24 protein-coding genes are annotated in these 24,706 nt (G+C 69.3%); 10 read left to right on the top strand and 14 right to left on the bottom strand.

Features of this window, described 5'->3' with window-relative positions:
- The 3 genes from ABT352_RS18645 to ABT352_RS18635 all read right to left on the bottom strand — a co-directional run.
- Positions 1-209: DUF397 domain-containing protein (locus tag ABT352_RS18645; RefSeq protein WP_350946114.1), on the bottom strand; the 209-nt coding region annotated here is incomplete at its 3' end.
- A gap of 47 nt (positions 210-256) precedes the next feature.
- Positions 257-484, bottom strand: a complete 228-nt coding sequence (locus ABT352_RS18640) for a DUF397 domain-containing protein (protein ID WP_350946081.1) — start codon at positions 482-484, stop codon at positions 257-259.
- 20 nt (positions 485-504) lie between these two features.
- Positions 505-1,362 (bottom strand): helix-turn-helix domain-containing protein, encoded by an 858-nt coding sequence (locus ABT352_RS18635; protein WP_350946080.1) that lies wholly within the window; start codon positions 1,360-1,362, stop codon positions 505-507.
- A gap of 253 nt (positions 1,363-1,615) precedes the next feature.
- On the opposite strand from ABT352_RS18635, the gene ABT352_RS18630 reads away from it, so the two are divergent.
- A complete protein-coding gene (locus ABT352_RS18630; RefSeq protein WP_350946079.1) occupies positions 1,616-1,969 on the top strand; it encodes a hypothetical protein in 354 nt (117 codons plus the stop codon).
- Positions 1,970-2,118: 149 nt separating this feature from the next.
- On the opposite strand, the gene ABT352_RS18625 is transcribed toward ABT352_RS18630, so the two are convergent.
- The 4 genes from ABT352_RS18625 to ABT352_RS18610 form a co-directional block, all read right to left on the bottom strand.
- Entirely contained in the window at positions 2,119-2,706 is a 588-nt protein-coding gene (locus ABT352_RS18625; protein ID WP_350946078.1) for a TetR/AcrR family transcriptional regulator C-terminal domain-containing protein, read from the bottom strand.
- Between the two features lie 136 nt (positions 2,707-2,842).
- Entirely contained in the window at positions 2,843-3,844 is a 1,002-nt protein-coding gene (locus tag ABT352_RS18620; protein ID WP_350946077.1) for an AF_0692 family protein, read from the bottom strand.
- A gap of 284 nt (positions 3,845-4,128) precedes the next feature.
- Positions 4,129-4,791: a response regulator gene (locus tag ABT352_RS18615; protein WP_350946076.1), complete on the bottom strand. Its 663-nt coding sequence runs from the start codon at positions 4,789-4,791 to the stop codon at positions 4,129-4,131.
- Complete coding sequence (locus tag ABT352_RS18610; protein WP_350946075.1) at positions 4,788-6,017, bottom strand: sensor histidine kinase; 1,230 nt, start codon at positions 6,015-6,017, stop codon at positions 4,788-4,790. The genes ABT352_RS18615 and ABT352_RS18610 overlap by 4 nt, the downstream gene beginning before the upstream one ends.
- A gap of 165 nt (positions 6,018-6,182) precedes the next feature.
- On the opposite strand from ABT352_RS18610, the gene ABT352_RS18605 reads away from it, so the two are divergent.
- From ABT352_RS18605 to ABT352_RS18580, 6 genes are all read left to right on the top strand, one after another.
- Positions 6,183-7,586 (top strand): glycosyl hydrolase, encoded by a 1,404-nt coding sequence (locus tag ABT352_RS18605; RefSeq protein WP_350946074.1) that lies wholly within the window; start codon positions 6,183-6,185, stop codon positions 7,584-7,586.
- 140 nt (positions 7,587-7,726) lie between these two features.
- Complete coding sequence (locus ABT352_RS18600; protein WP_350946073.1) at positions 7,727-8,272, top strand: GNAT family N-acetyltransferase; 546 nt, start codon at positions 7,727-7,729, stop codon at positions 8,270-8,272.
- 152 nt (positions 8,273-8,424) lie between these two features.
- Positions 8,425-8,763, top strand: a complete 339-nt coding sequence (locus ABT352_RS18595; protein WP_350946072.1) for a PadR family transcriptional regulator — start codon at positions 8,425-8,427, stop codon at positions 8,761-8,763.
- Positions 8,760-9,698: a hypothetical protein gene (locus ABT352_RS18590; protein ID WP_350946071.1), complete on the top strand. Its 939-nt coding sequence runs from the start codon at positions 8,760-8,762 to the stop codon at positions 9,696-9,698. The genes ABT352_RS18595 and ABT352_RS18590 overlap by 4 nt, the downstream gene beginning before the upstream one ends.
- A gap of 94 nt (positions 9,699-9,792) precedes the next feature.
- Complete coding sequence (locus tag ABT352_RS18585; RefSeq protein WP_350946070.1) at positions 9,793-10,287, top strand: NUDIX domain-containing protein; 495 nt, start codon at positions 9,793-9,795, stop codon at positions 10,285-10,287.
- Between the two features lie 82 nt (positions 10,288-10,369).
- On the top strand, positions 10,370-10,699 hold the full coding sequence (locus ABT352_RS18580; RefSeq protein ID WP_350946069.1) for a DUF5709 domain-containing protein: 330 nt from the start codon (positions 10,370-10,372) through the stop codon (positions 10,697-10,699).
- A 119-nt stretch (positions 10,700-10,818) separates the two neighbouring features.
- Here ABT352_RS18580 and ABT352_RS18575 read toward each other — a convergent pair whose 3' ends face one another.
- Positions 10,819-11,466 carry an HAD family hydrolase gene (locus ABT352_RS18575; RefSeq protein ID WP_350946068.1) on the bottom strand — a complete coding sequence of 216 codons (648 nt, stop codon included), beginning with the start codon at positions 11,464-11,466 and terminating at the stop codon, positions 10,819-10,821.
- A gap of 212 nt (positions 11,467-11,678) precedes the next feature.
- Between ABT352_RS18575 and ABT352_RS18570 the strand changes: the two genes are divergently transcribed.
- Positions 11,679-12,326, top strand: a complete 648-nt coding sequence (locus ABT352_RS18570) for a Uma2 family endonuclease (protein WP_350946067.1) — start codon at positions 11,679-11,681, stop codon at positions 12,324-12,326.
- A gap of 251 nt (positions 12,327-12,577) precedes the next feature.
- Complete coding sequence (locus tag ABT352_RS18565) at positions 12,578-13,207, top strand: Uma2 family endonuclease (RefSeq protein ID WP_350946066.1); 630 nt, start codon at positions 12,578-12,580, stop codon at positions 13,205-13,207.
- 87 nt (positions 13,208-13,294) lie between these two features.
- Here the strand turns inward: ABT352_RS18565 and hrpA are convergent, their stop codons facing one another.
- From hrpA to ppgK, 3 genes are all read right to left on the bottom strand, one after another.
- Positions 13,295-17,191, bottom strand: coding sequence for an ATP-dependent RNA helicase HrpA (hrpA, locus tag ABT352_RS18560; protein WP_350946065.1), 3,897 nt, complete (start codon positions 17,189-17,191; stop codon positions 13,295-13,297).
- A 265-nt stretch (positions 17,192-17,456) separates the two neighbouring features.
- Entirely contained in the window at positions 17,457-19,760 is a 2,304-nt protein-coding gene (locus ABT352_RS18555; RefSeq protein ID WP_502992871.1) for a glycoside hydrolase family 6 protein, read from the bottom strand.
- 331 nt (positions 19,761-20,091) lie between these two features.
- The gene (gene ppgK, locus ABT352_RS18545) at positions 20,092-20,823 is read right to left on the bottom strand and encodes a polyphosphate--glucose phosphotransferase (RefSeq protein WP_350946064.1); all 732 of its coding nucleotides are present in this window, start codon (positions 20,821-20,823) and stop codon (positions 20,092-20,094) included.
- 130 nt (positions 20,824-20,953) lie between these two features.
- On the opposite strand from ppgK, the gene ABT352_RS18540 reads away from it, so the two are divergent.
- Positions 20,954-21,469 carry a hypothetical protein gene (locus ABT352_RS18540; RefSeq protein ID WP_350946063.1) on the top strand — a complete coding sequence of 172 codons (516 nt, stop codon included), beginning with the start codon at positions 20,954-20,956 and terminating at the stop codon, positions 21,467-21,469.
- Between the two features lie 67 nt (positions 21,470-21,536).
- Here the strand turns inward: ABT352_RS18540 and ABT352_RS18535 are convergent, their stop codons facing one another.
- From ABT352_RS18535 to ABT352_RS18525, 3 genes are all read right to left on the bottom strand, one after another.
- Positions 21,537-22,481 (bottom strand): hypothetical protein, encoded by a 945-nt coding sequence (locus ABT352_RS18535; protein WP_350946062.1) that lies wholly within the window; start codon positions 22,479-22,481, stop codon positions 21,537-21,539.
- A gap of 52 nt (positions 22,482-22,533) precedes the next feature.
- Positions 22,534-23,085, bottom strand: a complete 552-nt coding sequence (locus tag ABT352_RS18530; RefSeq protein ID WP_350946061.1) for a hypothetical protein — start codon at positions 23,083-23,085, stop codon at positions 22,534-22,536.
- A gap of 595 nt (positions 23,086-23,680) precedes the next feature.
- Positions 23,681-24,661: a LacI family DNA-binding transcriptional regulator gene (locus ABT352_RS18525; protein ID WP_350946060.1), complete on the bottom strand. Its 981-nt coding sequence runs from the start codon at positions 24,659-24,661 to the stop codon at positions 23,681-23,683.
- Positions 24,662-24,706 lie beyond the last annotated feature (45 nt).

Raw genomic sequence — 24,706 nt, 5'->3', positions numbered from 1 at the left:
ACGCCACCGACGAACGCCTCCCACTCCGCACGGCTATAGACGATCACCTCGCCATCAGGCCGATGACTATGCCGCACCGCGACCCGCCCACTACCATCCACCAACGATCCAGCCTCAACGCAATTCCCACCGCCGTTCTCGCTTCTCGCGCTGATGCGCCAGGCGACACCGGCGAGTTCACCAGGACCGAGCCCTTCATGCCCTTCCATCGCGTTCACCTCGGCTCCCTCCACTGTCGGCGAGCTTCCACGATGTCTCACGGGGCGGAGAAGTCGAACTCCCCGTCCTTGACGCCACCGACGAACGCCTCCCACTCCGCACGGCTATAGACGATCACCTCGCCATCAGGCCGATGACTATGCCGCACCGCGACCCGCCCACTACCGTCCCCCAACGGCCCAGCCTCAACGCAGCTCCCGCCGCCGTTGTCGCTCTTCGTACTGATGCGCCAGGCAACGTGGGCCAAATTCATGGAATCAGGCATTTCACACCCTTCCCTCGCGTTTACCGCAATAGCTTCTCTGCTATCGCGGAGATCAATACAGCCGACTCCTCGGGAGTCAGAGCCAGCTCCCGCAGTTCATCGTACGTCCGCACGAAACGCTGAGCATCTGGCGATTCAATATAAATAGCCCCTTTCGGAGTCTCCGCGTAGCCGACCTCAGGAAACGGCTTCTCCATCGTGAAAATCCGGAACGCACCGGCCGGACTGGCATGCGCCCCAGCGCTGAATGGCAGGACGCGGACCTCGATGTTGGGCTGAGCGGCATGCCTGGCCAGTTCTCCGAGTTGCTTCGCCAGGCATACGGCACCACCGACCTGCCTGCGCAGCACAGACTCATCGATGATCGACAACAGACGGGGTGGGTTGTCTCCCGCGAGGATCCCTTGACGAGTCGTGCGAAGCTCGACCCAGCGGTCGATCTGCTCGCCTTTCGCGTCATACTCAGCCGCCGTGATCGCCGCCCTCGCATACTCCGAGGTGTGGAGCAGGCCGGGCAGCAGAGTGTTATCGAAAGCCCGGATCTCACGCGCCCGGGACTCCAGCCACACATAGTCGACGAACGCACCGGCGACCTCGGTGGCGTACCCGTCCCACCAGCCCTTCTGCCAGACCTCCTGGCTGAGCTTCATCAAGCTTTCACGCCGTCCGCTGTCCGCCACGCCGTACAGATCAAGGAGGGCGAGCAGGTCAGGGCGCCGGATCGGATACTCCCCCGATTCGAAGCGACCGGCGGTGGACGGATCTCGCTGGAGGTACTCAGCCACATCTTTGAGCAACAGAGAGTTGGCCTCACGTAGCTCACGGAGTTGCTGGCCGAGCCACTGAGCTCGGAGCGTTACCCACTTGGGAGCAGCCATGCTCACCTTCCAGGCCGGGCTGTACAGGCCAGCGCTTTCAGCAACCTGGCAGATACAGCTTGTGAACTTCGGTAACCGCGTGTCACTATACCCAAAGTAGCGACCCGGTCACAGAGAGATGAAGAAAAGGCGTGTCCGACCACGAAAAGGGTCGCGTGATCACAGAAAGACCACCAAAAAGAAGAAGGCCGGGGCGGGCTTCGCTTGGAGGCCCTGCTCGCCCCGGCCACAAAGCCGGAAGGAAGCACCCGAGATGGAGCACTTCAACGGTTCAGACAACCCGACTGTCTACCATGGCGCGAGCTCGTGGGAGAGCACAACCGGAAGTGACGGCTACGCCCTTCCCAATGGAATCGACCACGGCCCCACCAGGGAGGACGTGAGGGCGTTGGCCGGCGGTCTGCCTCGGGTGTTCGCCCTGGTCCAGGAGTTCGGCGAGGACGTCCCCGAGGTGGTGGCGTACGGGCTGGCGCTGCCGGGCGGAGAGGCGGCCACCGTCGGGGTGACCGCTCGGGGGTTCGGCAGCTGGCGGAGCGCCGACAGCGCCGCGTACCGGCTCCACTCCGATCTCGTCTGGCTCGGAGAGAGCCGAGAAACTCCCGCCTGAAAGGACTACGGACCGCGTCCCCGTACGGCGACGGCCTGGCCGCGCCAGGTGACCGCTCGGCGTCGCACGAGCCCGGACAGGGAGTCGCCCGCCTCGGCGGGTCTCGCCGTCCACGCTCGGTGCCACGCGAGCCCGGACGGGGACGCCCCTCAGCGGATCTCCCCGTCCGGGCTCGCGCGAACACCGTCCAGGCTCGCGCGCAGACCCGCCAGGATCGCGTTCAGCCCGTACTCGAAGTCGGCGTCGGCCGCCTCGCGCGACTCCCCCTCTACAGGACGACCGGCGCTCGCCTGCTCCTCGACCACCCACCCGACGATGTAGCGGCCGATGACGAGAATCACCCGCCGGGCCTCCTCGGGAGGAAACCCCGCCTCGCCCAGCACCTCGACCACCGAGTCGGAGATCACGACCTGGTTCCCGACCGGCCGGGCACCGACGTGCAGCCGCGCGCCGTCGCGATAGGTGAGCAGGCTCCGGCGCAGCGCCCGCCCCCGCTCGGCGAGCCAGTCGGCCCAGTCCTGGCCCGGTCCCGGGCGGGCCAGGTGCGCGAACGCGTCCTCGATCATGGTCGCGGCCATGTGGTCGAGGAGTTCCCGCTTGCTGCCGAAGTGTCGGTACAGGGCCGGTGAGCGTACGTCGAGCTCCTGCGCGAGCCCTCGCGTGGTCAGGCCGTCCAGCCCGACCTCGTCGAGCAGCCGCAGCGCCGCCCGCATCACCGCCGCACGCGTGTGTCGCATCCCCCGCCTCCCCAGGCCATTCCCCACATCCCCACGTTCCGTTATCGACGATAACTTGGCGTGACAGGGAACGCGCGGGTCGCGGTTCCGCCCGGAACCGGACCCGACCCGCAGAGGGGTTCCACGCGTTCCCGCGTCACCCCACCTCGCCCACTCTTCGCGCGCTACGGCGGGCCACGAGGAAGAGAGCGAGCGCGCCGAGGACGAGGACCGTCTGGCCGATCAGGTTGGCGGTGGTCGCGGTGCCGTGAAGGAACAGCAGCAGGAAACCGAGGAACGCCTGGGTCAGCAGCGCGCCCCCCGCCAGCGCGAGCCGGTGCCTGACGTCCCAGCCGTCACCTCGCGACCACCGGCCGACCACGACCGCCGCCGCGACGATCAGCGCGATGCCCGCGGCGGTCCCCCACCAGTCCTCGGGACGGACGACGAACGCCGCGGACGCGACGAACGCCACCACGCCCACCAGCCAGGGTTTCGGCGACCGCCCACCCTTCGCCGGCCGGGGGCGCCGTCCGACGAGGAACGCGGCGACGACCAGGAGCACGACCACGGCGGCGGCGCCGATCCTCTGCGGCGGCGAGGCCATGAATCCACTGTCGTCGCGGATGCCGCCGAAGAGCACGAGGGAACCGAGGCCGAACACGACGCAGGTGACGATGAGGCCGGGTATGCCCAGCCAGGGAGTCGTGGCGCGGCGGGGCACCAGGGTCTCGACGACGGCGATCGGGACGCCGATGCTCCAGACGGCGTGTCCCGCGGTGAATCCCACGGCGTTGACCGCGCTGAACCCCAGCGCCGGGATGAGGGTGGAGGTGCGGGAGACGTCCCCCTCGAACAGCGGGGCGGGATTGAAGAGGGTCTGGTCGATCAGGGTCGCCTCCAGCACGCCGTACGCGCCCCCGAGCAGGATGATCGTCGGCCAGCCGCGCCCGGCGCGGCGTGCGACCTCGCGGATGATGATCGCGCCACCGCCGTACATCGGCGCGAGGACGACCAGGCCCCAGATCTCGGACGGGGGAACGTTGCCGAGAAGGTACTCGGCGACCAGCGGGGAGAGGAGGAAGAGCCCGAGTGCGGGCGCGACCCGGCGCAACGGCCCCGGACGCCCGCCGGGGGCCGCCTGAGCCGGCCGCGCCATCCTGGCTGCTTGGTCCGCCTCAGCCGCCTGAGGCGTCCGAGGTGTCGGGACCGGCTCAACAGTCGGGGCCGCCTCAGAGGTCTTGGAGGGCTCGGAGATCCGAGCCGTTCGGTCCTTCTGGATCGCGTGTCGTCGGTCGTCGGGAGGATTTCCGGTCATGACGGCGACGCTAGGTCCGGACGCCCTCCGAGCACATCGAACGCGGGAGTGGCCTTCACCCCCCTCCCAGGACGGAGCCGGGCCGTACCTCTCCCCCCTCGGACGGATTCCGGCCGAGGAGGATCTCAAAGGGAGCGCGGGCGTACGAGTCCCACGTCGTAGGCGAGGACGACGGCCTGGACCCGGTCGCGCAGACCGAGCTTGCGCAGCATCGAGGACACGTGCGTCTTGACCGTGGCCTCGGTGAGCACGAGCCGTTCGGCGATCTCGGCGTTGGACAGCGCGAGCGCGACCAGCCGCAGCACCTCGACCTCCCGCCCGGTCAGCGAGCCGAGGTCGGGCGGCGTGGCACCGGGATCAGGCAGAACGGTGACGAACCGGTCGAGCAGCCTGCGGGTGACCGACGGCGCGAGCAGCGCGTCGCCGCGCGCGACCACGCGGACCGCCTCCACCAGTTCCGCGGGCCGCACGTCCTTGAGCAGGAAGGCACTCGCCCCGGCGCGCAGGGCGGCGAACACGGACTCGTCGACGTCGTAGGTGGTCAGCACGATGACCCGGGCCGGACTCCCCGAGGCGACGATCCTCCTGGTCGCCTCCAGGCCGTCGACCCCGGGCATCCGCACGTCCATCAGGACGACGTCGGGCCTCAGCCGCTCGACCAGAAGCGCGGCCTCTTCGCCGTCCCCGGCCTCACCGACCACCTCAAGGTCCGCCCTCGCCTCCAGGATCATACGGAAACCGCCGCGGACCAACGCCTGGTCGTCGGCGAGGACCACCCGCACGCTCATCGCGGCGCTCCCAACGGGAGGCGGGCGCGCACGCGGAATCCGCCTCCGGGTCGCGGACCCGCGTCGAGGGTGCCGCCCAGCATCACGGCGCGCTCGCGCATCCCCGCGATCCCGTGACCGCCGCCACCGTCACTCCCGCCGGTTCCCATGCCGCCATCGCTCCCGCCTCCGCCGCCCATGCCTCCGCCGCTCCCCTCGCCACCGCTGTCCGCACCGTCACCGTCTCGGCCGCTCTCACCACCGCTGTTCACACCGTCGCCGCTCCCGTCACTGTGCCCGTCGTCGAAAATGTCCACTTCGAGCATCCCTGAGATGGCCCTGACGGTGACCTCCGCGCGACCGGCGCCCGCGTGGCGCAACGTGTTGGTGAGCGCCTCCTGAACGATCCGGTAGGCGGCGAGGTCGACCCCCGGCGGCAGCGCGCCAGCGGCACCGACGTCCTCCCGGCGCACCGCGACCTGCAGACCGGCGGCGCGGAACGGCTCCACGAGCTCCCCGAGCCGGTCGAGTCCCGGCCGGGGAGATCCCGGAGCGGCATCCTCGGCCGACCGCACCACGGCCAGCAACCCGCGCAGCTCCCCGAGCGCCTCACGTCCCGCCGCCTCGATCGAGCGCAGCGCGGCGCGTGCCTGGTCGGGATGTTCGTCGAAGACGTCGTCGGCGGCGGCCGCCTGCACCACGATGACCGAGACACTGTGCGCGATCACGTCGTGCAGCTCGCGGGCGATCCGCGCCTGCTCCTCGCTGACCGCCCTGCGCGACTCCTGGTCGATCGCCACACGCCTGTTGCGTACGACCTCGCCGAGCGCCCAGGCGAGGACGGGGAACGCCATCGCGAACTGCGCGTCCTGGCTGGGAGCGGTGCGGAAGTTCAGCGCGGTGAGAGCGAGCAGCGCCGCGAGCGCGGGCAGCGACACGCGGGGCGGGCGGAGCGCGGCCAGCGAACCGATCGCGAAGAGGCCCGCGAACGGGAAGAGCCCCTGCGGCGCGAGGTAGTGGACGACAAGCCCTCCGGCGAGCGCGACCGCCATCACCGTCACCGGATGGGAACGCCGCCACCACAGCGCCACGCCCTGCGCCGCGCCCGCGATCATCCCGAGGACCGTCAGCGGTCCCGGGCGCGCCACCGCCTCGTCCATCACCAGGGCGACGAGATAAAGCCCGACGACGAGCGAGACGGCGATGTCGGCGATCAACCGGAGAGTGCTGCGGGACGAACGTCGCACTCGCGGAGTATCCCAGATCGACCACCACGTTTCCGTTGTCCCCGGTCCGCCCGCCGGTCTCCTGTACGGGAGCGAACACGTCCGGCCAAGAGATCCGCGACCCGGCCCGACCGTCACGCCTCCGACACACCGTCCCCACTCCCCCGTACGAAGGACCTCATCCACATGAGTGAGACTGTTCCGCGCGGTACCGCAGCGGTTCGCGCAACAGGTCGCCGGGTACGCCGCGCCGCGCTCGCGGGCGTGCTGATGGCCGTCCTGGGCGCCTCGATGGTGAACGGCGCCCTCCCGGCCGGCGCGGCCGAGACCCCCGTGTCGCAGGGCCGGAGTGCCGTCGCCTCCTCGGTCGAGCGAGGCGACCTGTCCGCCGCGGCCGCGGTCGACGGCAGGAGCGACACCCGCTGGTCCAGCGCGTTCAGCGACCCCCAGTGGCTGCGGGTGGACCTGGGCAGGCCCACCGCGATCAGCAAGATCGTGCTGAACTGGGAACACGCCTATGCCACCGCGTTCCGGATCCAGACGTCCAACGGCGACGGCCGGTGGAAGACGATCCACCGCACGGCCGCGGGCAAGGGCGGCGTGCAGACCATCAACGTCTCGGCCACCGGCCGGTACGTGCGGCTTCACGCCACCCAGCGGGCCGGCCGGTACGGTGTCTCGCTCTGGGAGTTCCAGGTCTTCGGCAAGGGCTCGGCCACCCCCGTACCGGGCGTCACCCCGACCGCGCCGACGCCGAGTCCAAGCCCGAGTCGCCCCCCGACCGTCACACCGACGCCGAGTCCCGCCCCCAGCAGGACCCCGACCACACCGGTCCCCGAGGTTCCCGTGGGAACCTCCGCCAAGAAGGGTGTGGGTGTGTGGCAGGCGCCCGGTGTCAGCGCGGCCCTCGCGGCCTCCGGTGCGAGCTGGTACTACACGTGGTCCACGAACCACAACGGTGTCACGACTCCGAAGTCGGCCGAGTTCGTCCCGATGATCTGGGGAGCCGACAGCGTCACCGACCAGAATCTCGCCCAGGCGAAGAACGCCGGCCCCTATCTGCTCGGTTTCAACGAGCCGGACATGGCCGAACAGTCCAACATGACCGTGGAGAAGGCGCTGTCGCTGTGGCCGAGGCTCACCGCGACGGGCCAGAAGATCGGCAGTCCCGCCGTCGCCTACGGCGGTGACCGGGCGGGCGGCTGGCTGGACCGCTTCATGTCCGGGGCGGCCCAGAGGAACTACCGCGTCGACTTCGTCACGCTGCACTGGTACGGCGGGGACTTCCGCACCGAGGCGGCGGTCGGCCAGCTCAGGTCGTACCTCCAGGCCGTGTACGAGCGCTACCGCAAGCCGATCTGGCTCACCGAGTACGCCCTGATCGACTTCTCGAACGGTGTCCGCTTCCCCACCGACGCCCAGCAGGCCGCCTTCGTCACCGCGTCCACCGCGATGCTGGCCTCCCTGCCGTACGTGCAGCGCTACGCCTGGTTCGGCCTGCCCTCCTCGGACAAGGAGCCGAACAGCGGCCTGTTCCTGAGCAACGGCGTCGCCACCCCCGCGGGCCGCGCCTTCCAGGCGGCCAAGTGAGCTGAGCAGCCCGTTTGACTATGATGCGCAGGATCGGGCGACTCGATGACCGCACGTGTCACCGCCTGTCCAGACGATCACCCCCGCCTTCCCTTTCACGCCGGAAGGCGGGGTTCTCCTGCGCAGAAAGGACTCCTCGGATGAACACCCCCTCCCGGACCACACGGCCGGTCTTCCGCGCGGCCACCGTCGCGGACGTGCCCGCCCTGGTGCGCCTGGTCCACTCCGCCTACCGGGGGGAGTCGAGCCGGGCCGGGTGGACGACCGAGGCGGATCTGCTGGACGGGAGGCGGACGGACGTCGAGAGCGTGACCGCCGAGCTGGAGAAGCCGGAGAACCACATGATCCTCATGGAGGTGGACGGCGAACTCGTCGCCTGCTGCCAGGTGGAGCACCGCGGCGAATACGCATATTTCGGGATGTTCGCCGTACGCCCCACCCTGCAGAACGGCGGCTTCGGCAAGGCGCTCCTCGCCGAGGCCGAGCGCTTCGCCCGCGAGACCTGGAACGCGAGCGAGATGCGCATGACTGTGATCTCGGTCCGCGAGGAGCTCCTGGCCTGGTACGTACGCCGCGGCTACTCCCGCACCGGCGAGACGGCCCCCTTCCCCTACGGCGACGAGAGCTTCGGCCTGCCGACCAGGGACGACCTGGAATTCGAGATCTTGGTCAAGAAACTCGGCTGAGCGAACGCCCGTGCGCGGGCGGACCCGCCTGTCCCGAGGCGGACGACCGGTCGCGGCTCGGCGACCCCGGCCCGGGACAGGCGATGGCAGGCCGCATCGAACAGGTGGGCAGGTTCGCCACAATACACAGATCATCGATATATGCTGATGACATGAGACAGATGCAGGAGCCGACGTTCCTGATCCTGACCGCCCTCGCGGCCGGGCCACAGCACGGATACGGCGTGATCGCCGACGTCGAGGAGATCTCCGGCGGCAGGGTCGTGCTGCGCGCCGGGACGCTCTACGCCGCCCTCGATCGGCTACGCGCCGAAGGCCTGATCGAGTCCGATCGCGAGGAGATCGTCAACGGCCGCGTCCGGCGCTACTACCGCCTCACCGGCGAAGGCGCCCTTCGCCTCTCCGCCGAGGCCGACCGCCTCGCCCGGCACGCCACCACCGCCGTCCGCCGCCTGCGCCAGGGCTTCAGCACCGCTTGGGGACTGTCATGAGCGAACTTGAAGCGCGCTACCGGCGGTTGCTGCGGTGGTATCCGCGCACACATCGCGCGACGCACGAGGAGGAGATGCTCGGCGTCCTGCTGACCCGAACCGAGCCCGGCCGCCGACGTCCGCGCCTCGCGGACTCGGCCGACCTGATCCGGGGCGCGGCACGGATCCACCTGCGAAACGCCTTCGGCCCGGAGTCGGCCTCGTCCTGGCGGAGCGCGTTCGCCCTGGCCGGGCTGGTCTCGGCCCTGGTCCTGGCCTGCGACCTCATGGCCCTACGGCTCATCGGGGTCGCGCACGGACACCGCGGGGACATCTCGGCCATCATCCCCCTCACCCTGCCGATGGTCATCGCGCTGATCCTGCGCGCGCCACGCTGGCTCGCCGCGGGGAGTGCCTGGTTGTGGGGCACCGCCTACATCGCCTGGTATCTACCGACACAGGTGTTCTCATTCGCCTCGGGTACCGACAACCCGGGCACCTATATGTTCGACTCCGGCCAGCCGCTGCCCGTCATCCTCTATCTCGCCCCCATCGCACTGACCGCGCTTCTTGTCACGTTACGACCGCAGCGGCCCACCTTGCCACATCGGACGATAATCGGCTGGTCGGCGCTGCTCACCGTCGCGGCCATAGCGCAGACGCTGCCCCCCTTCCTCACCCCTTTCCTGAGCTACGAGGCGGAGACCGCCTTCCTCATGTTGCCCCTGACCGTGCTGGCGGTCGCCGCCGGATACGCCGCCCGCACCCCGACCGGTCGCCGCACGATCCTGCTGGCCGCGGTCCCGGTGCTCCTCACGGTAGGCAACGAACTCCTCATCCGGCTGATGACAGGAAGCCGGCTGTTCGGCTCACTCGGCCTGCTCATCCCCCTGATGATCATGATCTGGCTGGCCCGGCGCGAAACCTCCGACCCCGAGGTGGCCGTCCACGGTTGAGATCGCGATACGGTGCGCGGCGGCCGGCAGACGACCGCCGCGCGTCGGCGGGTTCCGGCCACGACCGGCCGTCGGCGAAGGTAACGTGACGCGGATGAGCAAGCCTTATCTCGACCCCGCCGAGTGGTACGCGTCCCTGCCCACCGTGTTCGTCTCGGCCTGCATGCTGCTCACCGACGCGGAGGACCGCGTCCTGCTGGTCAAGCCCAACTACCGGCCCGGCTGGAACTTCCCCGGCGGGATCGTCGAGGAGGGCGAGGCGCCCCACGACGGCGCGACGCGCGAGGTCGCCGAGGAGCTCGGGGTGTCCGTCAAGGCGGGCGACCTGCTCGTGGTCCAGTGGACACCGCCGGCGAAGGACCGTCCCCGCCCGGTGATCCACTTCATGTTCGACGGTGGCGTCCTGGACGACACCGCCCATATCCGGTTGCAGGCCGAGGAACTCGACGAGGCGGCGTTCCTCCCCTGGGACATCGCGATGTCCCTCCTGCCGGGGGAGATCGCCCCACGCCTCGCCGCGGGGCGCCTGGCCCGCGAGAGCCAACGTCCCGTCTACCTGCCGAACGGCCTCTCGGACACCGGCGGCTGAGCCACCCGGTCACGGGCCCCGCCGGGGAGGGGACGAACACCTGACCTGGGATTCAAGGCGATAAAACGGGTAGGGCCGCGGTATGAGTGAAATGCCCCCAGACCGCGAGGGTCTGAGCGACGAGCAGGCGGTCGAGGTCGAGGAGTGGACCGACGACCTCGGCCTCAACCACGAGATCGTCGAACACGACGACGAGCACCGTGACACCCTCGACGAGCGCCTCCGGCGCGAGGCACCGGACCGCGAGAGGGCCCCGCGCGACGATACCCGCCTGGTGGCGCCGGACGAAGGGTTGAGCCCCGACGAGACGTCCGAGGAGTACGCCTCGGACGTGGGCCCCGACGACGGCGACCTGTCGGCCGAGGAGCGCGCCGTCCACATCGAGCCGGACATCGAGTACCGCGACACCTGAGCACCGGGAGCACGCCACCCGCTCGGGCACCGCGACACATGAGGACCCCGGGGCCCCGCGAAGCCGCGACTCGGCGATGCGGTGAGGTCCCGGGGCCGGCTCGGTCTCGTCCCCGGCGGTCAGCGGGCGAGGGCGGCGGCCAGGGCGTGCAGGTCGTCGACCACGTGGTCCGCCTCGGCGGCGCGGGGGCGCTCCGCGTGGAGATGCCCCCAGGGCCCCCGGCGGATCAGCGCGGTCCGCATGCCCGCCGCTCGGGCGGGCAGGACGTCGTTGTCCAGCCGGTCGCCCACGTAGAGGATCTCGCCGGGCTCGCGGCCCGACACCGCGACGACCCTGGCGAAGAACTCCGGGGCCGGTTTGGAGACACCCCAGCCGTCGGAGGTGTGGATCGCGTCGACGGGCAGGTCCATCGCGACGAGCGCGTCGCGCGCCTGCGGAGGCTGGTTGCCCGCGATGATCAGCTCGTATCCGAGGTCGCGCAGCGCCGCGAGGGCGGGCCGTACGTCCGGATAGAGGTCGTCGGCGTCGAAGTTCACCCGGAGCCCGGTGGGGTCGTCGCGCTTCCACGCCTCCTGCTCGGCCTCGACCTCGAACCCGGGCCTCAGCAGCCGGAACGCGTCCTCGAACGACCGGTCGAGCGCGGCCATGCCGCCGAGCACGCCGAGCATGGTGAACCGGGTGACGCCCAGCCTGTCGGCCCAGCGCGACCAGATGCGCGTCTCGTCGATCAGCGTCTCGCCCACGTCGAACACCAGCGCCCGGACCACGGTGCCTCCCTTTCCCTTTCAGGCCCACGATCGTAGTCCGGCGACTCGGGACCGCATCGAGCGGGACCGCGTCACCCACCTCCCTCACCGAACGGGACCGGGGCCACCCGCAACCCGGCCATGCTCCCGGCCCCGCCTCCACCCCCGCGCCACGTCGCCGCCAGGCCGACCCGCGACCACGGACCATACGCGTCGCGCCGCACCACACCACCATGCAAGACTTAGAGTCATCACTCGAACACGAAGGGAGAGACTTCATGGTGACAACGGCACGCGGCCGTCCCGCCCGCCATGCTCCCCGGAAGAATCCGTCGCCGACCCATACGGCGCGGGATCTTCTCGAAATCCTGCCCCCCACCCCCGGATTTCGCGCCGAAGTCATCGACGGGAACCTGATCGTGAGCCCCGTGGGCACCCCCGAACACAGCTGGAGCGCGACGCTTCTCTCGTACGCGCTGCAGCCGGTCGTCATGGAGCGGAAGTGGCACGCCCACGTGGGTGGGGTGAACGTCTGCATCGATGGCCCCCGAGACAGTCTCGTCCCCGACCTCGTGCTCGCCCCCGCCGACTGTCCACGCTGGGGCACACTGGAGCTACGATCCTCTGGATTGATCATGGTCACCGAGATCGTCTCCCCCGGGAGCACGCGGGTCGACCGTGACGACAAACCTCGCATCTACGCCACGGGCGAGGTGCCCGTCATGCTGCTCGTCGACCCGATCGCCACCCCTCCCACGGTCACGGTACTGAGCGACCCGGAGAACGGGACCTACCAGACCGTCACACGCGTCCAGATGGGCAAGCCGCTCCGCATCTTCTCCCCCGTCGACTTCGACCTCGACACCTCGATCCTCCTTTAACCCGACCGGCCGGCCACCCACCGGACGGCGACCTCAGCGCCCCATTCAAGGAAGGCCCCCGCATCCGGCTCGCCCAGCCGCGGCACCTTCGGCCGTTCCGCTCGTTGCGGACTCTCTGTTCACGGAAAGCCTCCACATCCGGCGCCGGAAACTCCGCCGCGGCCCGCACGCAGGGATCATTTTTCTCTCACCCCGGAAAGCCTTGTGACACACTCAGAGTGCATGTTCGGACACGGAGGGATACAAATCCGATGGTTATGACAGCGTCTCAGCGATCCGTCCCGCGCACCGCACCCCAGCCACCCGCTCAGCCCTCCGTCCCAGAAGAGCAACCATTCCCTCGCACCCCGAGGGAGATCTTCGAGTCCCTTCCCCCTATCCGCGGCCTTCGGGCCGAAGTCATCGACGGGAACCTGATCGTGAGTCCTTCCGCGACCCCCCGGCACGCGCGCGTAGCCAGATCTCTCAGCAGAGCCCTGATTCCCGTGGAGGACGAGAACGGCTGGGAAAGCTTCTCCGGCGATGTCGACATCTGTGTCGAAGGCCCTCGTGACACCATCGTGCCCGACTACTGTCTGGTCCCGGTGGACGCTCCACTCTGGGGTGAGCGTGAGATCCTCTCCTCGGGGCTCATTCTGGTGGCGGAGATCGTCTCACCCGGGAGCATGGAGATGGACCGCGCCACGAAGCCCAGGATCTACGCGGGCTGCGGCGTCCCGATCATGCTGATCGTCGATCCGGTCGCCTCCCCGCCGGCGGTCACGGTCCTGAGTGATCCCGAAGAGGGCACCTACCGGACCATGACCCACACCGAGATGGGCAAGCCGCTCCGCATCCCCTCCCCCGTCGACTTCGACCTCGACACCTCGATCTTCCTGTGACTCCCGCCCCTTGACGGGGCCTCGGCCTGCGGCAACGGTTCCGCGGGAATCACTCCGGAGCCGAACGGCCCCTCCTGGGACAGCCCCTCAGAGTTTCTCCATCGCCTTGCGGATGCGCTTGTCGGAGATCGAGTACGGAGTCCCGAGGGTCTGCGCGAAGTAACTCACCCTGAGCTCCTCGATCATCCAGCGGATCTGGCGGACGTCGTCGTCCGAGCGGCGGGCCGGTGGGAGCTTCTCGACCAGTTCGTGATACTCGTCCTCGATGTCGTGCACCCTGTCCATCCGCTCCCCGTCGCGGAACGCGTCCTCGTGCACCTTCTCCAGCCGCCGTTCGGCCCCCTTGAGATAGCGGAGCAGGTCGGGCAGTCGCTTGTAACCGGTGTCGGTGACGAAACCCGGATAGACGAGGTTGGCCACCTGGTCGCGGATGTCCTCGATAGCGGGGGTGGAGCGAGACTCGGGCAGCAGGGTCGAGACGGTGTGCCAGACCTTGAGGACGCTCTCGACGCGAGTGACCACCTCGGCGGTGGTGTCGAACAGCTCGGCCCTGACCCTGTCGTGCAGTGCGGTGAAGGCCGTCTCGTCCCAGACCGGGCCGCCGTGCTCGGCCATGAGGTGATCGGCGGCGCAGGCGATGCAGTCGTCGAACAGCGCGGTGGCGCCGGCGTGCGGGCTGCGGCTCAGGGCGAGCTTGGACTGGTTGCCGAGGCGGCCGAGCACCCATTTGGCCGGTGACGGGGTGTTGAGCAGCAGCAGCCTGCGGGTGCCCTCCCACATCGCCCGGCGCTGCTCGGTCTCGGTCTCGTACATCCGTACGGCCACGGTGGCGCCCTCGTCGGCGAGTGCCGGGTACGCCTTCATCCTGCGCTCTTCGAACGTCTTGGGCAGCGCGCCCACGGTCCATCCCGTCAGGCCGGTCTTCTCCAGCCCTGCGGCCTTGGACAGGGTCTGGCGGAGCTTGGGGGCGAGCCGCCGTTTCAGCTCGGCCAGGTCCTTGCTCTCCGCCAGCTTGTGCCTGCGCCCGTCGATCACCCGGAAGGTGATCCTGAGGTGGTCGGGGACGAGGTCGGGCTGCCATGCCTCGCGCGGCACCTGGACACCGGTCAGGTTCAGCAGCTCGCGCTCCAGCACCGCGAGCAGCGGCTCCTGGGTGGGCTCGGCCCGCTGGAGCGCCTTCTTGGCGTAGTTGGGGGCGGGGACGAAGTTGCGCCGGATGTGCTTGGGCAGGCTCCGGATGAGCGCGGTGAGCAGTTCCTCGCGCAGCCCGGGGATCTGCCAGTCGAAACCCTCGACGTTGACCTGGTTGAGCAGCGCGAGCGGGATGTGCGCGGTGACGCCGTCGGCGTCGGTGCCGGGCTCGAACTGGTAGGTGAGGGGGAAGCGCAGGCCGCCCTGGCGCCACACGTCGGGGTAGTCGCGTCTGCTGACGTCGCCCGCCGTCTCGCTGATCAGCATCGACTTCTCGAAGTTGAGCAGGTCGGGCTGGTCGGCGCGAACCTTCTTCCACCAGGAGTCGAAGTGGCGTCCGGAGACGACGTCGGCGGGGACGCGCTGGTCGTAGAAGTCGAACAGCGTCTCGTCGTCGACGAGGATGTCGCGGCGCCGTGCCCGTTCCTCCAGCTCCTCGACCTCTTCGAGCAGCCTGCGGTTCTCGGTGAAGAAGGCGTGGTGGGTCTCCCAGTCGCCCTCGACCAGGGCGTGCCGGATGAACAGCTCCCGGCTCAGCTCGGGGTCGATGCGGCCGTAGTTGACCTTGCGCTGGACCACGATCGGGACGCCGTACAGCGTCACCTTCTCGTAGGCCATCACCGAGCCCTGCTTCTTCTCCCAGTGCGGCTCGGAGTAGGTGCGCTTGATCAGGTGCTGGGCGAGCGGCTCGACCCACTCGGGCTCGATCTTGGCGTTCACCCGGGCCCAGAGCCTGGAGGTCTCCACCAGCTCGGCCGACATCACCCAGAGCGGCTGCTTCTTGGCGAGCGCGGAGCCGGGGAAGATCGCGAACCGGGCGTTGCGCGCGCCGACATACTCCGTGAACGGCCTGCGCGGCTCGTTCGGGGGGCGGCGACCGCCGCCGGCGGCGTCGGCGGTCTTCTTGTCGATGTCCTTGACGCCGACGTGCGACAGCAGACCCGACAGCAGGGAGATGTGGATCTTCTGCTCGTCGCCGGGGGTGCTGTTGAGGGTGACGCCCAGGGTCTTCGACATCTGGCGGAGCTGGCCGTAGACGTCCTGCCACTCGCGGACGCGCAGGTAGTTGAGGAACTCGGCCTTGCACAGCCGCCGGAACGCGCTGGAGGAGAGCTCCTTCTGCTGCTCCTGCAGGTATTCCCACAGGTTCAGGTACGAGACGAAGTCGGACTCCTTGTCCGCGAAGCGGCGGTGTTTCTCGTCGGCGGCCTGCTGCTTGTCGGCCGGTCGCTCGCGCGGGTCCTGGATCGACAGGGCGGAGGCGATGACCATGACCTCGCGGACGCAGCCGTTGTGGTCGGCCTCCAGCACCATGCGGGCCAGTCGCGGGTCGACCGGCAGGCCAGCCAGCTTGCGGCCGAGCGGGGTCATCCGCCGCCCCTGGTCGAAGGCGCCCAGCTCAAGCAGCAGGTCGTAGCCGTCCTTGACCTGGCGCTGGTCGGGCGGCTCGACGAACGGGAAGGCGCCGATGTCGCCCAGGCCGATCGAGGTCATCTGCAGGATGACCGAGGCGAGGTTGGTACGCAGGATCTCCGGGTCGGTGAACTCCGGCCGGGTGACGAAGTCGTCCTCCTCGTACAGCCGGATGCAGACGCCCTCGGAGACGCGGCCGCAGCGGCCCTTGCGCTGGTTGGCCGAGGCCTGGGAGATCGCCTCGATGGGCAGGCGCTGGACCTTGGTGCGGTGGCTGTATCGGGAGATCCTGGCGAATCCGGGGTCGACCACGTACTTGATGCCCGGCACGGTCAGCGAGGTCTCGGCCACGTTGGTGGCGAGCACGACCCGGCGGTTGGTGTGCGACTGGAAGACCCGGTGCTGCTCGGCGGCGGACAGCCTGGCGTACAGCGGCAGGATCTCCGCGTCCTTGCGCTTCGACAGCGCCTCGGCGGTGTCGCGGATCTCGCGCTCGCCGCTGAGGAAGACGAGGATGTCGCCGGGTCCCTCCGCGCACAGCTCGTCGACCGCCTTGCCGATCGCCTGGATCTGGTCGTCGTCCTCGGCGATCGGCCGGTAGCGCACCTCGACGGGGTAGGTCCGGCCGGAGACCTCCACGATCGGCGCGTCACCGAAGTGCCGGGAGAATCGCTCGGGGTCGATCGTCGCCGAGGTGATGATCACCTTCAGGTCGGGGCGGCGCGGGAGCAGCTGCTTGAGGTAGCCCAGGATGAAGTCGATGTTGAGGCTGCGCTCGTGCGCCTCGTCGACGATGAGCGTGTCGTACTGGTCGAGGTCGCGGTCGTTCTGCAGCTCGGCCAGCAGGATGCCGTCCGTCATGACCTTGACGAGGGTGCCGTCGCCCACCTGGTCGGTGAAGCGCACCTTGTAGCCCACGGCGTCGCCGAGCGGGGTGTCGAGCTCCTCGGCGACGCGCTCGGCCACGGTGCGGGCCGCGATGCGGCGGGGCTGGGTGTGCCCGATCAGGCCCCTCACGCCCCTGCCCAGCTCAAGGCAGATCTTCGGCAGCTGGGTGGTCTTGCCGGAACCGGTCTCTCCGGCGACGATCACGACCTGGTTGTCGCGGATCGCCTCCAGGATGTCGTCCTTGCGTTGACTGACCGGCAGCGCCTCCGGATAGGTGATCGCGGGGACACCGGCGCGGCGCCGGGCGACGCGCCGTTCTGCTCGCTCGATGTCGGAGGTGATCTCCGTGGCGATCTTCTGCTGCGCGGCGCGGTTTCTGACCCTGCGTGCCCCGTCGAGCCTGCGGCGAAGCCGCCGCTGGTCACGCAGCGTGAGCTCGGGCAGGCGCGCGTGCAGGTCGGAGAGAGACGATGTCAAAGGAGGCGTTCCCATACTGAACCCAGGATACTTTCGGCCCACGTGTGAAGGCTCACCCGCGGTCGTGAGACGCGTGTGGGGCTCCACACCTGAAGGCCCCTGTGCGAAGGCCCAACCGCCCATGCTGCCCGAGACACCGCGCCACCGCATCCCAATATCGGACCGTACGCCGTCCCCTTCCCCGGAAGGGGACGGCCCCGCCTCCCCCTGTAGGGGGTGACGGGGCCGTCGCATCGGGCCTCACCCGGATCCCGCCGGGGCGGGATCCGGGGTCAGCGGGTTACGGGAGGGGAGGGTAGGCGTTCTGCAGCAGCTGGCGGAACTGGGCGGAGAACCACTGGCCGGAGACCGGGGCGTCACCCAGGGCGCCGGTGGGGTTGTTGCCGTTGCGCTCGTTACCGCCGTAGGTCGGGTCGCACATCCGGTCGAAGCCCTTGCCCTCGTTGTTCGGGATCTCCTTGCTGGAGCCGTCGGACTCACCCGGAGGCTTGACCCAGACGTAGGCGTCCAGACCGGCGGCGGGGCTGGCCTGCGGGCGCTCGCCCAGTCCGGCACCGTTCTGGTTGCACCAGTTGCCGGCGTGGACCCTGCGGTCGACGCGCGACTGGTTGACGAAGGTGTCCACGTTCGTCGAGGTGCTGGGAGCGGCCGGGCGGGCCGAGCCTCCCCAGCCGTTGCGGGAGGTGTCGATCAGCATGCCGATGTTGGACTTGAAGCCCTTCTGGATCAGCGTGTTCCTGAACGCCTGAGCGAAGGAGAGCTCGTCGACGTAGTAGTTCCAGTCGACCCACTTGGACTGGCGGACACTCTGGCCGTTGACGTTGGTGTTGATGGTGAAGTGCGGCTCACGCAGCGCCGAGTAGTTGGCGGTGTTGGTGATGAAGCCGTCCACGCTGTCGAAGCCCTTGAGGGTGCCGGAGACGGTGCTCGCGAACAGGTCGGCGGACGGGCCGAAGTTGGAGTCCCAGCCAAGCCAGCCGTGGTGACCGGCGTCGATGTAGGTGTAGACGTTCTTGATCGCGCTCAGCTTGTCCAGGGCGTAGCGGACGCCGTTGACGTAGGCGCCGCTGTCCTTCGCCTCCTGGCACGCCGCCAGGTTGAGGTTGGTCACCAGGTTCGGCAGCGAGTCGATCTCGATGATCGTCGAGATCCGCAGGCCGGCGTACTTCGACTCGGCCATGATCGCGGCGATCGGGTCGATGTATTCGGTCTTGTAGCGGTTCATGCCGTTCTCGGAGACGCGCAGCTCACCGTTGGAGGCGAGCGCCGAGCAGTCGCGGTTGGGCAGGTTGTAGATGACGACCTGGATCGTCAGCGGCTTGCTGCCGTTGGCCGCGTCCTGCAGCAGGGCCTCGTCCAGGTGGGCGCGCAGGCCCCTGCCCGAGGAGGTGCCCTCGATGGCGGCGATCCGGTCCAGCCACACGGCGGTGGAGATCTTGGAGACCGCGGTGCCACCGGGCTCGGCGGCGGCCTTGGCCGACCAGTCGGGGTTCACGTAGCCGTCGGCGTCGGCGTAGGGGTTGTCGACGTGCTCCACCGGCGTGGTGGGGCCGTCGTCGTCGGCCTCGGTCACGGCCACGGTGGCGGCGGTGTGTCCGGGGGCGGTGGCCGTGATGGTGGCGGTGCCGTTGGTCTGGTCGGCGTCCTGGGCCGCCGAGACCGTCACGTTCTGCGCCGTGTTCCAGTTGGCGGTGGTGAAGGTCAGCGTGCTGGGCGCGATGGTGATGTCGCTGTCACCCGTCTTGGCGAGGCTGACCGTGACGTTGCCACTCGGCGCCTGGCTGAGCCGGAAACCAACCGTCCTCGACGAGCCCTCGGGGACGCTGAGGGAGGTCGGGGAGGCGACGATCGACGGCGTCGTGTTGCCGCCGCCCACGGTGAAGGGCACCGCGGCGGTCTGGGTGGAGAGCGCCGGGGAGGCGTTGTCGTACGCCTTGGCACTCGCGGTGTGGGAGCCGCTCGCCAGACCGGTGGCGGAGTAGGAGTAGGGGGCGGTGGTGTCGGTGTTGACCAGCGTGCCGTCGACGTAGAACTCCACCTTGCTGATGGAGCCGTCGTCGCTCGCGGTCGCCGCGAGCGGCACGGCGGCACCGGCCTGGTAGGTGGCTCCGGAGGCGGGGCTGGTCAGGCTGACCGTGGGGGGCTGGTTGACCGGGGTCTGCCCGCCGCAGGTCACGCCGTTGACCGTGAAGGAGGTGGGCTTGGGGTTACTCCCGTTCCACGATCCGTTGAAGCCGATGCTGGTGGAGGCACCGGTGGCGAGGGCGCCGTTCCAGGCGAGGTTCTTCGCGGTGACCTGAGCGCCCGACTGTGCCCAGGTGGCCGACCAGCCCTGCTGGATCGTCTGCCCGGCGCCGAAGGTGAAGCCCAGGGTCCAGCTCGTGAGCGGGTCACCGAGGTTCTTCAGAGTGATGTTGGCGGTGAATCCGCCCTGCCAGTCATTGGTGGTGTAGGCGACGTCGCAGGCGACCGCGGCGTGCGCCGTGGCGGCCTGCCCGGTGGCAAGACCGGCGGCGGCCACGAACATGGCCGCCATGGTCGCCACCCGGTTGCGCCAGGTATGGCGGCGCGGATTGACTGTCATTCGTAATCATCTCCAGGACGATGGTGGGAGCGCTCCCATAGTCCGGATGTTTCGAGGATGTGTACAGCTTGTTGCACGTCGGAGGCCCCTGAATGGGACCGTCCCAGCCTCTGACCTCACCGAACAGTTTTCTGGAGAAATGAAAGTTTCAGACTCCTCTCGGAAACCGCTCCCGGACCGTGCGTGATAGCCGCCGGTGAGCACCGCCGGGAGCCTTTCTTGAGGACGACCTTCGAGCTCTCACGAGAAACGCGTGTCCCGGCGAGGGCGGTCTCGCGAGCCGCCCGCGCGAAGCGCGCACCCGGGCGGGCGGCTTGGGGAAAGGTCGCCGCTACGCCAGGGCCGCCATGGCGGCGCCCACGATGCCCGCCTCGTTCTGGAGGCCGGCGGGGACGATCGGGGTGCGCAGCTTGATCAGGGGCAGGAACCTGTCCGCCTTCTTACTGACCCCTCCCCCGATGATGAACAGCGAAGGGGAGAACAACGCCTCGACGTGCTCCAGATACTCCTGCACCCTCTCGGCCCACTCTGCCCAGTCGAGGTCGTGCGCCTCGCGCGCGTGGTCGGAGGCGCGCTTCTCGGCCTCCTTGCCCCTGATCTCCAGATGCCCGAGCTCGGTGTTGGGCACCAGGCGGCCGTCGATGAGCAGGGCGCTGCCGATCCCCGTGCCGAAGGTCAGCATCATCACCACCCCCGGCCTGCCCCTCGCGGCCCCCGCCGCCACCTCGGCCAGACCGGCCGCGTCCGCGTCGTTGAGCACGGTGACGGGCAACCCCGTGACCTGGGAGAACAGCCTCCGCGCGTCCGTGCCGATCCAGTCCTTGTCCACGTTGGCGGCCGACCTGGCGACCCCGTCGAGCACGATCCCGGGGAAGGTGACCCCCACCGGCCCCTCCCAGGCGAAATGCTTGACGATCTCCGCCACCACCTCGGCCACGGCCTCGGGCTTGGCAGGGCTCGGTGTGGGGATGCGCCGCCTCTCCCGCGTCAGCCGCCCTCTCGTGACGTCCACCGGCGCACCCTTGATCCCCGACCCGCCGATGTCTATTCCCAGCGCTTCCATGCACTTACCTCCTGTTGACTCCACATTCCCCCTTATAAGTGGCTGATACTCGTTTGCAGTGAGCGGTCAACCCGGTTGAAAGCGGCCCATCACACACTGTGGTCACACCAGCAGGAAAGGAATCCCTCCCATGACGATCAGCCGCCTTCTCACCGGACTCACCCTCGCCACCGCACTCGTCTCCATCGCCCCGGCGACCGCCCAGGCGGCGACCGCGCCGGCCCGAAGCGGCCCGGCGACCGCCGGCCCGACGGCGGAGCAGGGTGCCGGCCCGTGGGGCACCTACTACGCCCCCGGCAGGAGGGCCAAGGCGCACGGCTCGATCACCGTCTACGGTGAGGACCACGCCGACATCCCCGCCGCCGAGAGGGGCAAGATCTCCGGCAAGGTCTACGACCTGACCAGGGACTCCTCCTGCGGCTGGGCGGTCTTCCGCCTCACCTACCGCACCCCCGACGGCAAGAACCTGCCGTTCAAGCACCGCAGCGTCGTCGACTGCTCCTACGGCACCCCGAAGTCGTTCTCGTTCACCCAGCACGACCTCTACCAGGTCGAGCTCAAGGTCTGCTCCGAGCGCAAGGCTTCCAAGCCCTCCCTGAACTGCCTGTACGCGGGCAGCTGGAAGATCCTCTACGTCTCGAAGTGAACGCCGGGCGAGCGGGACCTCCCCGCCCGCCCGGCACGGCCACCGGGCCGCCGCCTCGGCGGGAGCGTCAACCCGCCGAGGCCGCGGCCCGGCGCCTGCGGCGCACCACGATGCCGAGGGCGGTGGCGGGCACGATCAGGCCGGCCACCAGTCCCACCAGGGGCAGGTAGTTCTCGTCGGGCTCGACGGACAGGCCCGCACCCGCCGCCGGGAAGGTGAGGGTGGCGGTGGCCATCCGTTTCACCATGCCGCTCATCAGGGTCAGCCTGGCCTTCCAGGGACCGTCGGGCATGCGCCGGTCCATGGTCACGGTCACCCGGGCGGCGGCGTCCGGAAGCAGCGTGACGCCCAGGTCAGCGGGGAAAGGCCCGGCCTGCAGACCGCCGGGGCCCTCCGTGAGCGACACCGACCCGTTCATGTCCAGGGTCCGCTCGCCGGTGTTGCGGACCTGTGCCACCAGCTGCGGGCTGCCGTCCGGGGCCCGCGCGGGCGTCAGTGTCTCGATCCGGAAGTCCGACGGAGGTTCGCCGCCCGGCCCGACATCGAGGTAGACGCGGATCCCGACCCGGTTGACGACGCGTACGGGGTGAGTGTCGTCGGGTTCGGCGACCGCCTCCGCCCAGACGACACCGAAGCGCTCTCCGCGCGAGGCCACGGGCGGCACTTTGATCGTTACCTGGGCGGTCGACGTGCCGCCCGGCGGCAGGTCGACCGAGTCTCGGTCGAGCGACATCCAGCCCACCAGTTCGTTCCTGGGGCGGCCCGCCGGCGCGTTGAAACTGTTGCGCGCGACATTGGCTGCGGCCGGATACAGGCTGATGTGCCGAGGTTTCCCGGACGTGTTGGAGATCTCCACCTTCCGATGGATGGTGGTGCCCGGGTTGAGGTGGTCGACGATGTAGGAGAGCGCGCGAGGATCGCCGCGGTAGCTGACCGGTGCTTCGAGAAGGCGGATGCCGATCGTGCCCCGAGGGTCCGCGACCCGATTCGCGCCCGCCGACGCGCCGGCCACGCTGGAACACAGCGCGGCCAGCAGCGTCAGCGCGAACGGTCCAGCGATCCGGCTACGCCACCTGATGTGTCACCGTCCCGCTGTAGTCGCCGATCTGAGCCGTGATGGGAATGTTGACGATCAGCGTGGGGTTCCACGCCGCCGTGCTGCCGCCAGTGCCTCCCGTGTGGGCCATGGATGGGATCGCGGTCTGCGCCGTCCCCGTCAGCGGGACCGCGTCGCCCGCCGTGGGCTGTCCGGGGATGAAGGTACCGCCACCGGTGGTGGCGGTCGTCGGCCCGGACCAGTACTCCACGGAGGAGAAGGGGATCGTCAGGGCGGCGGCGGTGAAGTCCGTCGCGAACACCGTCGCGGTCCAGACCGAGGTCGCCCCGCCTCGGGTGTCCGAGACCGACACCGGGCCGATCTGCCCGGTGATCGTGCCACCGGGGGGAGCCGAGCCGAGATTGATCGGACCGGCCGGTGCGGTGATGTCCAGACTCCCCGCCTCGACGGAGAACGTGACGATCGTGTCGGCGCTGGGAGCGGCGACCGCCGGTGCCGCCAAGATGACCATGAAAGCGCCTACGCCCGCCGAGGTGAGCACGGCAAATCTCTTACGCAAGATCTTTTCCTTCCGAATGACGAAGCGTGCCTTCGGGGGGCGCAGGTGATGGATCCTCCACACTTGCCGGTACAACTCTAAGAGATCAATAACTACACAGAGTAACCGAAGCGACAAATAGAAGGCACAGAAATGTTCGAGTGACAACCAAAGCCGCAGAAGAGTGCGGAGGCGGTATGCGTCGCGATTCCACCGGATTCACGGAAGGTCGTGACCCATTACTCGACTTACTCGACCCGACGCGGGACCAGTCGCCACACGAGCCGGTTCAGGACACCCGTCAGGCGAACCGCCCCGAACCCGCGGAGCCTCCGCCGGGCACCCCGCCAGGAAGCCCGGGACACCATAACTTCTTATTTACGATATATATTCGCAATAATCGAATGTAAATTTGGAAGAAAATGACACCTTGCTGCTAGATCACCTGTGGACGTGACCGGAAGCGATCCTGCGGTGTGGTGTCCGTCATCTCGGACGCCCACGGCACCCCGCGCCCCCGGAGTGCCGGCGAGACGACCAGCCAGAGGCCCGGGTGGAGGGGACCCGCCCCACGGGACACGTGGGGCGGCGTCCCCCGCCTCGCGACCGGCGCCCCTCAGCGCCTGACCGGGCCGGTCGAGGCCCTGACCACCAGTTCGGGCTCGAAGAGCAGCTCGTCGGCCGGGACGAGGGCCTTGTCGATCTGGGCCGCGAGCAGGTCGACGACCGCGCGTCCCATCGCGTCGATCGGCTGGCGCAGCGTCGTCAGCGGCGGGTCGGTGCAGTTCATCAGCGCGGAGTCGTCATAACCGATCACCGAGACGTCGTCGGGCACGGAGAGCCCGGCCCTGCGTGCCGCCCTGATCGCGCCCAGGGCCATCACGTCGCTCGCGCAGATGACGCCGGTCACGCCCTTTCGCATCAGCCGGGCGGCCGCCGCGTGCCCCCCCTCCAGGGAGAACATGGTGTGCTCCACGAACTCGGGGTCGAGGTCGGCCGCGTCCAGCTTGCGCCGCGAGGGCACGTGGTCGGGAGGGCCGAGCACCATGCCGATCCGCTCGTGGCCCAGCGACCGCAGGTGGCCGAGCGCCATCTCGGCGGCGGCCACGTCGTCGCAGGAGACCTGCGGGAAGGCGAGGTGCGCGACCGCGGCGTTCACCAGCACGGTCGGCAGACGCCGCTCCCGCAGCAGCTCGTAATGGTCGTGGGGGGCGTCGGCCTGGGCGAACAGCCCTCCGGCGAAGACGACCCCCGACACCTGCTGCTGGAGCAGCAGATCGACGTACTCCGCCTCGGAGACTCCGCCCAGGGTCCGGGTGCACAGCACGGAGGTGAAGCCCTGCTGGGCCAGCGCGCCCCCGACCACCTCGGCGAAGGCGGGGAAGATGGGGTTCTGCAGCTCGGGGAGGACGAGCCCGACCAGCCGCGCCCTGTCGCCTCGCAGCTGGGTCGGCCGCTCGTAGCCGAGCACGTCGAGCGCCGTGAGGACGGCCTCACGGGTCGCCTCGGACACGCCGGGCTTCCCGTTGAGCACGCGACTGACCGTCGCCTCGCTCATCCCGACCTTCTTGGCCACTTCTGCAAGCCGTCGCGTCATGATGAAACTATAAGGCAAAAGAAGCAATTACTTGCAGAGACTTGC

Origin of the sequence: Streptosporangium sp. NPDC000563 (assembly GCF_040299985.1) — a bacterium.
Classification (GTDB): domain Bacteria; phylum Actinomycetota; class Actinomycetes; order Streptosporangiales; family Streptosporangiaceae; genus Streptosporangium.
The sequence above is the reverse complement of the archived record's forward strand: the minus strand, read 5'-3'. Positions and strand labels throughout refer to the sequence as shown.

What these genes read in the sequence shown, in the direction of transcription:
- ABT352_RS18640 (WP_350946081.1), bottom strand. Translation starts at nt 484, where the DNA reads ATGCCTGATTCCATGAATTTGGCCCACGTTGCCTGGCGCATCAGTACG.
- ABT352_RS18635 (WP_350946080.1), bottom strand. Translation starts at nt 1,362, where the DNA reads ATGGCTGCTCCCAAGTGGGTAACGCTCCGAGCTCAGTGGCTCGGCCAG.
- ABT352_RS18630 (WP_350946079.1), top strand. Translation starts at nt 1,616, where the DNA reads ATGGAGCACTTCAACGGTTCAGACAACCCGACTGTCTACCATGGCGCG.
- ABT352_RS18625 (WP_350946078.1), bottom strand. Translation starts at nt 2,706, where the DNA reads ATGCGACACACGCGTGCGGCGGTGATGCGGGCGGCGCTGCGGCTGCTC.
- ABT352_RS18620 (WP_350946077.1), bottom strand. Translation starts at nt 3,844, where the DNA reads ATGGCGCGGCCGGCTCAGGCGGCCCCCGGCGGGCGTCCGGGGCCGTTG.
- ABT352_RS18615 (WP_350946076.1), bottom strand. Translation starts at nt 4,791, where the DNA reads ATGAGCGTGCGGGTGGTCCTCGCCGACGACCAGGCGTTGGTCCGCGGC.
- ABT352_RS18605 (WP_350946074.1), top strand. Translation starts at nt 6,183, where the DNA reads ATGAGTGAGACTGTTCCGCGCGGTACCGCAGCGGTTCGCGCAACAGGT.
- ABT352_RS18600 (WP_350946073.1), top strand. Translation starts at nt 7,727, where the DNA reads ATGAACACCCCCTCCCGGACCACACGGCCGGTCTTCCGCGCGGCCACC.
- ABT352_RS18595 (WP_350946072.1), top strand. Translation starts at nt 8,425, where the DNA reads ATGAGACAGATGCAGGAGCCGACGTTCCTGATCCTGACCGCCCTCGCG.
- ABT352_RS18590 (WP_350946071.1), top strand. Translation starts at nt 8,760, where the DNA reads ATGAGCGAACTTGAAGCGCGCTACCGGCGGTTGCTGCGGTGGTATCCG.
- ABT352_RS18585 (WP_350946070.1), top strand. Translation starts at nt 9,793, where the DNA reads ATGAGCAAGCCTTATCTCGACCCCGCCGAGTGGTACGCGTCCCTGCCC.
- ABT352_RS18580 (WP_350946069.1), top strand. Translation starts at nt 10,370, where the DNA reads ATGAGTGAAATGCCCCCAGACCGCGAGGGTCTGAGCGACGAGCAGGCG.
- ABT352_RS18570 (WP_350946067.1), top strand. Translation starts at nt 11,679, where the DNA reads ATGCAAGACTTAGAGTCATCACTCGAACACGAAGGGAGAGACTTCATG.
- ABT352_RS18565 (WP_350946066.1), top strand. Translation starts at nt 12,578, where the DNA reads ATGGTTATGACAGCGTCTCAGCGATCCGTCCCGCGCACCGCACCCCAG.
- hrpA (WP_350946065.1), bottom strand. Translation starts at nt 17,191, where the DNA reads ATGGGAACGCCTCCTTTGACATCGTCTCTCTCCGACCTGCACGCGCGC.
- ABT352_RS18555 (WP_502992871.1), bottom strand. Translation starts at nt 19,760, where the DNA reads ATGACAGTCAATCCGCGCCGCCATACCTGGCGCAACCGGGTGGCGACC.
- ppgK (WP_350946064.1), bottom strand. Translation starts at nt 20,823, where the DNA reads ATGGAAGCGCTGGGAATAGACATCGGCGGGTCGGGGATCAAGGGTGCG.
- ABT352_RS18540 (WP_350946063.1), top strand. Translation starts at nt 20,954, where the DNA reads ATGACGATCAGCCGCCTTCTCACCGGACTCACCCTCGCCACCGCACTC.
- ABT352_RS18525 (WP_350946060.1), bottom strand. Translation starts at nt 24,661, where the DNA reads ATGACGCGACGGCTTGCAGAAGTGGCCAAGAAGGTCGGGATGAGCGAG.